General features: G+C 74.4%; 10 protein-coding genes. 8 read left to right on the forward strand and 2 right to left on the reverse strand.

The window, feature by feature from the left end:
• On the forward strand, positions 1-1,161 hold a 1,161-nt coding region (locus ETD85_RS54920), incomplete at its 5' end, for a thioesterase domain-containing protein (RefSeq protein WP_170247367.1).
• 132 nt (positions 1,162-1,293) lie between these two features.
• Here ETD85_RS54920 and ETD85_RS54925 read toward each other — a convergent pair.
• Positions 1,294-1,941: a LuxR C-terminal-related transcriptional regulator gene (locus tag ETD85_RS54925; protein ID WP_138697807.1), complete on the reverse strand. Its 648-nt coding sequence runs from the start codon at positions 1,939-1,941 to the stop codon at positions 1,294-1,296.
• Positions 1,938-2,651 carry a helix-turn-helix domain-containing protein gene (locus ETD85_RS54930; RefSeq protein ID WP_138697808.1) on the reverse strand — a complete coding sequence of 238 codons (714 nt, stop codon included), beginning with the start codon at positions 2,649-2,651 and terminating at the stop codon, positions 1,938-1,940. Before ETD85_RS54930 ends, ETD85_RS54925 begins: the two co-directional genes overlap by 4 nt.
• 147 nt (positions 2,652-2,798) lie before the next feature.
• Between ETD85_RS54930 and ETD85_RS54935 the strand changes: the two genes are divergently transcribed.
• The 7 genes from ETD85_RS54935 to ETD85_RS54965 are packed head-to-tail and all read left to right on the forward strand — an operon-like array spanning position 2,799 to position 10,659.
• Entirely contained in the window at positions 2,799-4,361 is a 1,563-nt protein-coding gene (locus ETD85_RS54935) for a lyase family protein (protein ID WP_170247368.1), read from the forward strand.
• Positions 4,358-5,269 carry a GHMP family kinase ATP-binding protein gene (locus tag ETD85_RS54940; protein ID WP_138697810.1) on the forward strand — a complete coding sequence of 304 codons (912 nt, stop codon included), beginning with the start codon at positions 4,358-4,360 and terminating at the stop codon, positions 5,267-5,269. The genes ETD85_RS54935 and ETD85_RS54940 overlap by 4 nt, the downstream gene beginning before the upstream one ends.
• Positions 5,266-6,297, forward strand: a complete 1,032-nt coding sequence (locus tag ETD85_RS54945; RefSeq protein WP_138697811.1) for a PLP-dependent cysteine synthase family protein — start codon at positions 5,266-5,268, stop codon at positions 6,295-6,297. The genes ETD85_RS54940 and ETD85_RS54945 overlap by 4 nt, the downstream gene beginning before the upstream one ends.
• Entirely contained in the window at positions 6,294-7,553 is a 1,260-nt protein-coding gene (locus ETD85_RS54950; RefSeq protein WP_138697812.1) for an ATP-grasp domain-containing protein, read from the forward strand. Before ETD85_RS54945 ends, ETD85_RS54950 begins: the two co-directional genes overlap by 4 nt.
• A gap of 8 nt (positions 7,554-7,561) precedes the next feature.
• On the forward strand, positions 7,562-8,818 hold the full coding sequence (locus ETD85_RS54955; RefSeq protein WP_240780036.1) for a GntG family PLP-dependent aldolase: 1,257 nt from the start codon (positions 7,562-7,564) through the stop codon (positions 8,816-8,818).
• A 26-nt stretch (positions 8,819-8,844) separates the two neighbouring features.
• Positions 8,845-10,095, forward strand: a complete 1,251-nt coding sequence (locus ETD85_RS54960) for an MFS transporter (protein ID WP_138697813.1) — start codon at positions 8,845-8,847, stop codon at positions 10,093-10,095.
• A gap of 45 nt (positions 10,096-10,140) precedes the next feature.
• A complete protein-coding gene (locus ETD85_RS54965) occupies positions 10,141-10,659 on the forward strand; it encodes a GNAT family N-acetyltransferase (protein ID WP_138697814.1) in 519 nt (172 codons plus the stop codon).
• The last annotated feature ends 131 nt before the right edge of the window (positions 10,660-10,790 follow it).

The following is a 10,790-nucleotide window of genomic DNA, read 5'->3' on the forward strand; positions in this document are numbered from 1 at the left end:
CCCCCGCCGCCCTCCGGCGCGCCGCCCCGGGCCCGCACGGGCGTCGAGCGGCAGATCGCCGACCTGGTGGCGGGCATACTCGGCACCGGGCCCGACGACGTGGACGCCGACCAGGACCTGTTCGGGCGCGGCATCGACTCGCTCGGCGCGGTCCGCCTGATGGCCAAGGTCGAAGAGCATCTGGGCGTACGGGTCAAGCTCCGGCGCTTCCTGGCCGACACCACGCTCAGCGGCCTCACCCGCCTGGTCACGGCCGCCCTGCCCGACCCGGCGGACGTGCTCGACCGCCTGACCGCCCAGGACGCCGCCGACCCGGCGGGCGCGAACGCCCCGGCAGGCGCGCCCGAGGCGGATGCGTCCGAGGCGGACGTGCCCGAGGCGGACGCGCCGATCATCGCCCGGCTGGGCGGCGCGCGCCCGCTGCCCGGGGCGGCCCCGATCTACTGCCTGCACCCGCTCGGCGGCTCCGCGCACTGCTACGCGAGCCTGGCCTCGCTCCTGGCGGAGCGCCGGCCGGTGTACGGGCTCCAGGCGCTCGAATCCGGCGTGTACACCGGGTCGCTCCCCGGCCTGGCCGGCCGCTACGCGCGGGAGATCGCGGGCTTCGACCCCGCCCCGGGCCGCCCGGTCACCCTGGCCGGCTGGTCGGCCGGCGGCGTGCTCGCCTTCGAGACCGCCGCCCGCCTGCGCGACCTCGGGCACCCGGTGGCCCGGGTGGTGCTGATCGACTCCGTGCTCCCCGACGCGCTCATGCTCGAAACGCTCGACGACCTCCTCGAGCTGGAGGAGCTGATCGAGCGGGTCGCCGAGCTCGACGGCGACGAGGCCAGGCGGCTGCTGCTCGCCTCGGACATCGGCCTCTTCGACGGGCTCGGCATGACCCCGGACCAGGTCGCCGCCTACTACCAGGCGTACGGCCCGCGGCTGCTGCGGCTCTGGCGCGACGGGCTGCGCGGCCTGGCCGACTACCGGCCCCGGCGCTACGACGGCCCGGTCACGCTGCTGGCCGGGGACCGCAACCCGGCGTGGGTGCGGACCGCCCAGCTCGCGGGCTGGCGCAGGATCGCCGCCGACCTGGACGTGCATGTCGTCCACGGCGAGCATCACGACCTGCTGCGGCTGCCCTGCGCCGACCAGATCGTCCCGTTCCTGACCGGTTGAGGGGCGGATGAGGCGCGCACGACGCGCCGAACGACCGACCGGGTGACGCGCCGGAGACCCCGGCCCGCCACCCGGTCGGAGTAAGCAGGTCAAACAGGTGAGCAGGTCAAGCAGAGCGGTCGGGCGGGCGGATCAGACCACGCCGGCCTTGTGGGCGTACACCGCCGCCTGGAGGCGGTCGCGCACCTGCAGCTTGCTGAGCACGTTCGAGATGTGGAACTTCACCGTGGCCTCGCTGACGAACAGCTTGGCCGCGATCTCGGTGTTGTTCAGCCCGTCGGCGACCAGCACGAGCACCTCGCGCTCGCGATCGGTCAGCACCTCGACCGCCTTGGCGGCGTGCTGCCGCAGCCCCCGGCTGCGGAAGCGGCGCAGGAACATGCTGGCCGCCCGCGGCGCGAGGAAGGCCTCGCCCATCGCCACCGCCCTGATCGCCCACACGAGCTCGTCCTGGTCGCTGGAGCGCAGCAGGAACCCGCTGGCCCCCGCCTGGACCGCCTCGAACATGGCGTCCGGCCGCTCGGTCAGGAAGATGCTGCGCACCTGCCCGGCCAGCGAGTCCACGCTCAGCCGCTCGGTGACCTGGATCCCGTTCAGCCCCGACAGGGCCTCGTCCACGATGGCCACGTCGGGGCGCAGCCCGCGCGCTTTGGACACCGCGTCGAACCCGTCGTCGGCCTCGCCGACGACCCTGATGCCGGCATCCGCGTTGAGCACGGCCTTCAACGCCGTCCTGAGCAGCCGCTCCGGGTTGCACAGCAGGACGCGGATGCCTGTCATCGTGGGAGCTCCAGGTGGACGCGGCGAGTCGCGGCGAGACCGGGCAGCGGCTCGCCGCCGGCCACGATCACGCCGGTGAAGCCCAGCGTCAGCAGCGGGCGCACGCGGGCGGCGGAGGTGACGCCATCCGTCACCAGCAGGCAGCGCAGGCCGCCGAGCATCCGGTCCAGGTGCTCCTCGCGCACCGCGGCACGCAGCTCCTCCCCGTCACGCCGGTCGCCGCGCAGGTCCACGTAGAGGGTGTCCACCCCCAGCCGGGCCCGCAGCATGTGGGCGCACTGCACGGCGAACGTGGTCTTGCCGACCCCGGGCGCGCCGGTCACCACGACCACGGCCGGGTCGCCGCCGCCGGAGGCCGCCGACACCGTGTCCTCGACCTCGCGCAACAGCGGCACCCTGGCCAGGACGATCGTGTCGCTCACCGCGGGCGGCTCCCACGCGCGCGGCGACGCGTACGGGGCGACCGGCGCGCGCGGCGGGCTGGTCTCGAAGGTCACCCGATCCTGCCCGGTCAGCTCAAGGGCCATGGCCAGGCGGCGGATCGACGTGCGGTGCGGGAAGCGGGTCCGCCCCCGTTCCAGGTCGCGCAGCGCGCGCACGCTCATGCGGGCCCGCTCGGCGAGCTCCTCCTGCGTGAGCCGCGCCCGATCCCGGTGGGTGCGCAGGAGCTGAGCGAATCTCTGGCTCTCGGACAACAAGGCGGCCGTCACTTCGTCCTCCTGTCACGATCAAGATGGGGCAACCGTATGCAGGCGGCATTATCGGCGGCCCTCGCCGCGGCATTGTCCGGGTTACCGGGGCGATATCGCCGGTCATACTTCCTGGTCCGGGGCCTCCGGCCCTGGCACGTTGAGCTCATGCTTCCGACAGGACGGATAGAGCGGGCCCCCGCCGCGCTGGTCGACGAGGCGGTGCTGGCCAGGCGGTTCGACTGGGAGATCCGCTGCCTGCTGCGCCACTACACCTGGATCGAGCTGGCACATCTCGGCGAGTACGCCCGCATGGGCCTGATCGACGCCCCCACGGCCGCGCGCATCCGCCGGATCGTGCTGGACCTGACCCCGGACGACGTGACGGCCGAGCGTACGGCGGTCATGTCCGACCCCCTGTTCGCGCTGGAACGCAGCGTGCACGCCCGCCTGCCCGCGAGCGCCGCCCCCGCCTGGCACGTGGACCGCAGCCGCAACGACGTGCAGGCGTGCGCGCAGCTCATGCTCGGCCGCGAGCGCCTATTGGCCGCCGCCGGATCGGTACGGGCCCTGGCCCGGACCGCCACCGAGGCCGCCGCCGGGCATACCCGGTCCGTCATGCCCGGCTACACCCAGCACCAGACCGCCCACCCGATCACGTTCGGCTTCTACCTGGCCGCGCTCGCCGAGGCGGTCACCGGCGCGGCGGAGTCCCTGCACGCCCTGGCCGACGCGGTGAACCTCAGCCCGCTCGGCGCCGGCGCCATGGCGGGACTGGAGCTGCCCTGGGACAGGGCCCGGCTCGCGCACGCCCTCGGCTTCGCCGGCCCGCAGCCGCACGCGCTCACCTCGGTCGCCTCCCGCGCCTGGGTCCTGCGCTCGGCCGCCGAGCTGGCCGTGCTCGGCACCACGCTGAGCCGCTTCCTCACCGACCTCATCTGGTGGAGCGGGGCGAGCTGCCGCTTCATCGACCTGCCCGACGAGCTGGCGGGCATCTCCTCGGCCATGCCGCACAAGCGCAACTTCCCCGTGCTCGAACGCGCCAGGGGACTGACCGGCCACCTCACGGGACTCGCGGTCGACCTCATGATCGGGCAGCGCAACACCGGCTACACCAACCTGGTGGAGGTCTCCAAGGAGAGCACCCGGTTCCTGGAGGACCTCTTCACGACCTGCGACACCATGCTCGGCCTGGCCGACCTGGTGATCTCCGGCGTGCGGTTCCGCGCCGGGCGGGCGGCCCGGGTGGCGCGCGCCGAGCTGTCCACCGCCTCCACGGTCGCCAACCGGCTGACCCTCGACCACGCGATCCCCGCCCGTACGGCCCAGGTCGTCGTGGGCACGTGGATCGCCGCGGCGGCGCGGCGGCTCGGGGACGACGCGGAGCTGACCCCCAACCGGCTCACCGCGGCAGACCTGGCCGCCGCCTGCGCCCGCGCCGGATACGAGGTGGACGTGGACGCCGGCCTCCTGCGGGCCGATCTGGACGCCGAGGCCAGCCTCGCGCGCCGGGTCACCAGCGGCTCCACCCGTCCCGAACAGGTGGAGACCATCCTGGCCGAGGTCCGCGCCCGCCTGCGGGCGGCCGACGCCACCGCCGCCGCCCAGGAGGAACGGCTGCGCACGGCCTGGCTCCGCACCACCGGCACGGAGCCGGGCGATCCCTCGCGCACCCGCACGGAGCCGGGCGCTGCCACAACCGCCCGCACGGAGACAGGCGGCCTGTCATGACCATCCACCTGCTGACGAGCGAGGCCACGCGGCCGGGACGAGCCGGCGGCGTGGGCAGGGGACGCGCCCCCGGCACGTTCGGCGAGCTGCTCCAGGGCATCCTGCGCCCGAGCACCGACTTCCTCGTCACCTTTCCCGTCGACCTCTACGTGGAGGCCGCCTTCGAGCCCGACCCCCAGCTCGACCAGGTCATCGTCTCGCCCCCGCACAAGGCCAAGTCCCAGCGGCTGGCCACCGCGCTCCTGTCGCACTACGGAGCGCACACCGGCGGCTGGCTAATGATCAACAGTGCCCTCCCCGAGGGCAAGGGCATGGCCAGCTCCACCGCCGACCTGGTGGCCACCGCGCGGGCCGTGGACGCCGCCTTCCGGCTCCACCTGCCCAACCGGCTGCTGCAGCGCCTGATGGCCGAGATCGAGCCGTCCGACGGGGTGATGCACCCCGGCATCACCGCGTTCTTCCACCGCGAGGTGCGCCTGCACCGGCGCATGGGGGCGCTCCCGCAGCTCACCATCGCGGGCATCGACGACGGGGAGAGCGTCGACACGATCGCCTTCAACCGCTCCCGCAAGCCCATCCCCCCGCACTGGGCCGACCGCTACGGGCAGCTCCTGGACGAGCTGACGGCCGCCGTCCGGGACGGCGACCTGACCGCCGTCGGCCGCGTCTCGGCGGCCAGCGCGCGGCTGTTCCAGACGTTCAATCCCAAGCCGCACCTCGCCGAGGTGGAGGAGATCTGCCGCGCCGTCGGCGGCCTGGGCACCGTCGTCGGGCACAGCGGCACCTGCCTGGGCATCCTCCTGGCCCGCGACCACCCGCGCCACGGCGCGAACCTCGCGCACGCGCTCAAGGAGCTGGAAGGCCTGAGACGGCCGCTCATCGTCTGTAGGAGCACGAGCAAGCCATGACACTGAGAACGGACGCCATCGACGCCATCGGCCGCACCCCGCTGCTCCGGCTGCGCCCCGCGGGCGACGCCGCCGTGTACGCCAAGCTGGAGCTGGCCAACCCCTACGGCATGAAGGACCGGGTCGCCAAGCAGGCGATCCTGGCCGCCAGAGCCGACGGCACCTTACGCGACGGCGGGCTCATCGTGGAGAGCTCCTCCGGCACCCTCGCCATGGGGGTGGCGCTGGTCGGCGGCTACCTGGGCCACCGGGTGCACATCGTGACCGACCCGCGGATCGACCCGATCACGGCGGCCAAGCTGGACGCGCTCGGCGCGACGCTCGACGTCGTGCCCGCCATGACCGCGAACGGCTGGCAGAGCGCCCGCCTGGAGCGACTGCGCACGGTCATGGCGGAGAATCCCGGGGCGTTCTGGCCCCGGCAGTACGACAACCCGCAGAACCCGGCCGCGTACGAGGCGCTCGCCCGCGAGGTGGAGTCCGAGCTGCCCCGCGTGGACGTGCTCGTCGGCTCGGTCGGCAGCGGCGGCTCCCTGTGCGGGACGGCCCGCGTGCTGCGGCGCGGCAACCCGGACCTGCGCGTGGTCGCCGTGGACGCGGTGGGCAGCGCCATCTTCGGCCAGCCGGACGTGCCCAAGCGGCTGCAGAGCGGGCTGGGCAACAGCCTGGTCCCGGCCAACGTCGACTTCTCGGTCATCGACGAGGTCCACTGGCTGTCGGACCGGGAGGCGTTCGCCGGGACGCTGGAGCTGGCCGCGCGCGAGAAGGTGTTCGCGGGCAACAGCTCGGGCTCCGCCTACCTGGTGGCCCGCTGGCTGAGCGGCCGGCTGGGGCCCGACGCCACCGTGGTCGTGATCTTCCCCGACCGGGGCGACCGGTACGCCCACACGATCTACAACCCCGAGTACCGGGCCGCCCACGGCATGACGGACCTGCGCCCGCCGGTCGGCCCGGCCCGGATCGGCCTCGCGGACACGGCTGTCACCTGGTGCTACGCCACGCTCGGCCGCGAACGGGAGTATGCATGAACCTGGTCTTCGTCGAATCGAACACCACCGGCTCCGGCATGCGCGCCTTCGCCAAGGCCACCGCGCTCGGCCTGACCCCGGTGCTGGCCACGGCCGACCCGTCCCGCTACGACGGGCTGGCCGGGACCGGGGCGAGGATCGTCACCTGCGACACCAACGACGAAGAGCACCTGGCCGCCAGGCTGGCCGCCCTGGTCGGCGACCTGGCGGGGGTCACCACCACCAGCGAGTTCTACGTCACCACCGCCGCCAGGGTCGCCGCCGAGCTCGGCCTGCCGGGCAATCCGCCGGACGCGGTGGCCGCGTGCCGGAACAAGGGCGCGATGCGGCGCCTGCTGACCGCCGCCCACCTGCCCTCGCCGATCTTCCGGCTGGTCGGCGCGGGCCGCGACCTGAGGACCCAGGTGCTGTTCGCCCTGTCGTGCATCGCGCTGCCGTGCGTGGTCAAGCCGGTGGACGACACCGGCTCGCTCGGCGTGGTGCTCTGCTCGACGGCGCGGGAGGCGGTGACCGCGGCGGAGGCCGTGGTCTCCACGGCCACGAACGTGCGCGGCCAGCCCGCCGCGCGGGCCGCGCTGGTGGAGGGCTACCTGAACGGCCCGGAGTTCAGCCTGGAGATGCTGAGCTCGGGGGAGCGGCACGAGTGCGTGGGCATCGTGGCCAAGCGGGTCACCAGCCCGCCCAACTTCGTCGAACGAGGCCACGTGTTCCCGGCGGTGCTGACGGAGGACGAGAGCGCCGTGCTGGTGGACACCGCCCGCCGGGCCCTCGGCGTCGTCGGGATCACCCACGGCGTCACGCACATCGAGATGAAGCTCATCGGGGGCCGCGGCTACATCGTGGAGATCAACGCCCGCCCGGCCGGCGGCATGATCCCGGAGGTCGTCGCCCGGTCCTGCGGCTTCGACCTGCTCGACGCCCACCTGCGGGCGGCGGCCGGCCTGCCGCCCCGGCCGTGCCCGCGGACGTACTCGCCCGCCGGGATCGCGTTCCTGCTCGCCCCCGAGTGCCTGGGGGAGGGGGAGGCGGTGCTGCGCGACGTGGGCGGCGTGGCGGAGGCGCTGGCCGTGCCCGGGGTTGACGCGGTCACCATCACCGCCGCGCCGGGCGCGCGGGTGCGCCCGGCACGCAGCAGCTACGACCGGCTCGGCTACGCCATCGCGCACGCCGCCACGCACACCGAGCTGGACCTGGCGCTGGACCGCGCGCTCGGCAGCCTCCGGCTCCTTCTCGACCCGACGATGGGACCCGCATGAAGACCCGCATGACGACCCGTACGACGAACCGCACGACGACCGGCACGACGACCGGCACGACGACGCTGATGGACCTGCACGTCCCGGCCGCCGCAGGCGGCGCCGCCGGCCACGTGGAGCTGCGCAGCGACACCTTCACCCTCCCGACGGAGCCGATGCTGGCGGCCGCCGTCGCGGCGCCGCTCGGCGACGACGTCTACGGGGAGGACCCCACCGTCGCCAGGCTGGAGGAGCTGGCCGCGGCCCTGCTCGGCAAGGACGCCGCCTGCCTCGTGCCGAGCGGCACGATGGCCAACCTGACGGCCCTGCTCGCGCAGTGCCCGCGCGGCTCGAAGGCGATCGTCGGCCGCGAGTCCGACATTTACGTGTACGAGGCGGGCGGCGCGTCGATGTGCGGCGGCATCGTGTACGAGCCGCTGCCCAACCTGCCTGACGGGACGATCGGCCTGGCCGGCATCGAGGAGGCGCTGGCGGTCGACCGTACCGATCCGCAGTTCGCCCTGCCCGCGCTCGTCAGCCTGGAGACCCCGCAGAACCGGTGCGGCGGCCTGCCGCTGAGCCTCGGCTATCTCGCCGAGGTCGCCGCCCTGACCAGGAGGTACGGCGTCGCGCTGCACCTGGACGGCGCCCGCCTCTTCAACGCCGCCACGGCGCTCGGCGTCGCCCCGGCCGAGATCGCCCGGCACGCGGACACGGTGCAGATCTGCCTGTCCAAGGGGCTGTGCGCGCCCATCGGGTCGGTGCTGGCCGGCGACCGCGCGACGATCGCGGCCGCGCGCAGGATGCGCAAGCTGCTCGGGGGCGGCATGCGGCAGGCGGGCGTCATCGCCGCCTGCGGCATCGTGGCGCTGACCGAGATGACCGGCAGGCTCGCCGAGGACCACGAGAACGCGGCCCGCCTGGCGCGCGGCCTGGCGGGACTGCCCGGGGTGCGGCTGGATCCCGGGCCGCCGCTCACCAACATGGTGTTCTTCCGGATCCAGGACGAGCGCTACACGACCCGGTCGTTCATCGAGGCGGCGGGCCGCCTGGGCGTGCGGGTGGAGGAGCTCGGGCACGGCCGCATCCGCGCGGTCACGCACGCGGGCGTGCCGGCTGAGGCGGTGGACCGGGCGGTCGAGGTCTTCGGCGAGCTCCTCAAGCCCGGCGGGCCGGGGAAGCTCCCGCTGGACACGCCGGAGGAGACTGCGCCGGACACGCCGGGCGAGATCTCGGCGGGCACGGCGGGCGAGATCCCGGCGGTCACGCCCGGGGGGTCGCGGTGAAGAGGGCCGCAGGGGAGGGGGCTGCGATGAAGGAGTCCCCGGCGAAGAGGCCCTCGCTCGGGCGGCGCTTCCACTTCCTGTGGGCGTCGGCCGGCCTGTCGAACCTCGCCGACGGCGTCCTGCTGGTGGGCGTACCGCTGCTCGCCGTCTCCCTCACCCGCTCGCCGCTGCTGGTCTCGCTGGTCAGCGCCGCGGCGACGCTGCCGTGGCTGCTGCTGGCGCTGCCCGCGGGCGCGATCGCCGACCGCCACGACCGGCGCGCGATCATGGTGTGGGCCGCGTGGGCCCGGACGGTGACGCTGGCGGGCGCGGCCGTCGCCGCGTGGCTGGACCTGCTGAGCCTGCCCCTGCTGGTCGCGGCCGTGCTGCTGGCGGGAGCCGGGGAGGTGTTCGCCGACACCTCGGCGCAGTCGGTGCTGCCGATGACCGTGGGCCGCGACCGGCTCGCGGCGGCCAACGGCCGGCTGACGGCCGCGCAGACCCTCGGCAACCACTTCCTCGGCGCCCCGCTGGCCGGCCTGCTGGCCGGGCTCGCCGCGTCGCTGGTCTTCGGGACGGTCGCCGTGCTGTACGCGTTGTCGGCAGTCCTGCTGCTGGGCATGCGCGGTCGTTTCAAGGTCGAGCAGGCCACGCGGGGCGGCCTGGGAGGTGACATCCGCGACGGGCTGCGCCACCTGGGCCGGCACGCCGCCCTGCGCGGCCTGGCGGTGTTCACCGGGGTGAGCAACCTGTCGAACGGCGCCTATTTCGCGGTGTTCGTGCTCTGGGTGGTGGGCGCGCAGTCCCGCGTCGGCCTCACGCCCGAGACCTACGGCCTGCTGGCCACCACGCTGGCCGTCGGAGCCGTGCTCGGCTCGGTGCTGGCCGCCCCGCTGGCCGCCCTCCTGGGGGAGACCCGCATGCTGGGCACGGTCACCCTGGCCAACGCAGCGCTGCTCCTCGTGCCGATGCTGGCGCCCGTACCGTGGGCGGTCTTCGCGGCCGCGGCCGGGCTCGGCGCGGCCAACTCGATCACCAACGTCATCGCGGTCTCGCTGCGGCAGCGGCTCATCCCCGAGGAGCTACTGGGCCGGGTGAACGCCGCCTGCCGGCTGATCGGCACCGGCGCGATGCCGGTGGGCGCGGCGCTGGCCGGCACGCTGGGGGTGGCGGCGGGGATCGAGGCGGTCTTCTGGGGCGCGGCCGTCCTCTGTGTAGTCGCCGCGGCCATCGTCTTCCACCAGGTCAGGGTGGTGGCCGAGCCTTCCGAGCCGCAGCCGGCGAACGCCGGTCCCTGAGCCGCCCCCGGGGGCGCGCGGCAGCCTGCCGGTAGGGTGCTGCGCATGGTTGACTGGGTGCGGCTGGAGCTGGACGTGGCCGGGTTCGACGATGCGGCGTTCGAGCCGTACCTGGGGCGGGCCCGCGCGTCGGGTGTCGAGTTCAGCACGCTGGCCGAGCTGGGCGACACCCCGGAGCACCGCCGCGCACTGTACGACCTCAACAGGACGTGCTCGGCCGACATCCCGGAGCGGGGCGAGTTCTACACCTACGAGGCGTATGTCGCGCAGCGGATCGAGGTGCCGTCGTTCGACCCGGCGGGCGTGATCCTGGCGACCCGCGAGGGCGAGTGGATCGGCATGTCGTCGACGTCGCTGCAGCCCGCCAAGGGGCTCGCGTTCAGCGAGATGACCGGGGTGCTGGCGCCGTACCGCGGGCGGGGCCTGTCGCTGGCGCTGAAGCTGCTGGCCATCCGGTTCGTCCGGGCGGCCGGCTACGGGCGGCTGGCCACGTTCCACCATCCGCGCAACGCCTCGGCCATCGCCATGAACCGCCGCCTCGGCTTCGCCGACCAGGCCGGCTGACCCCACCGCGCCCCCCGCTCACGGCCGGTCGTGGCGCGAAGGCTCGGGACCTGGAGTTCGGTAGCCGGTCCCGGCCTGTGGCGGGCGCGGTGGACCCAGGCGGTGGGGCCGGTGAGCAGCTGTCTCTTTTC

The organism is Nonomuraea zeae, assembly GCF_005889725.1.
In the GTDB taxonomy this organism is placed as follows: Bacteria; Actinomycetota; Actinomycetes; order Streptosporangiales; family Streptosporangiaceae; genus Nonomuraea; species Nonomuraea zeae.

Bases quoted from the DNA above. Each gene is read 5' to 3' on its own strand.
- ETD85_RS54940 (WP_138697810.1), top strand. From the start codon at position 4,358: ATGACCATCCACCTGCTGACGAGCGAGGCCACGCGGCCGGGACGAGCC.
- ETD85_RS54945 (WP_138697811.1), top strand. From the start codon at position 5,266: ATGACACTGAGAACGGACGCCATCGACGCCATCGGCCGCACCCCGCTG.
- ETD85_RS54965 (WP_138697814.1), top strand. From the start codon at position 10,141: ATGGTTGACTGGGTGCGGCTGGAGCTGGACGTGGCCGGGTTCGACGAT.
- ETD85_RS54925 (WP_138697807.1), bottom strand. From the start codon at position 1,941: ATGACAGGCATCCGCGTCCTGCTGTGCAACCCGGAGCGGCTGCTCAGG.
- ETD85_RS54950 (WP_138697812.1), top strand. From the start codon at position 6,294: ATGAACCTGGTCTTCGTCGAATCGAACACCACCGGCTCCGGCATGCGC.
- ETD85_RS54935 (WP_170247368.1), top strand. From the start codon at position 2,799: ATGCTTCCGACAGGACGGATAGAGCGGGCCCCCGCCGCGCTGGTCGAC.
- ETD85_RS54955 (WP_240780036.1), top strand. From the start codon at position 7,562: ATGACGACCCGTACGACGAACCGCACGACGACCGGCACGACGACCGGC.
- ETD85_RS54960 (WP_138697813.1), top strand. From the start codon at position 8,845: ATGAAGGAGTCCCCGGCGAAGAGGCCCTCGCTCGGGCGGCGCTTCCAC.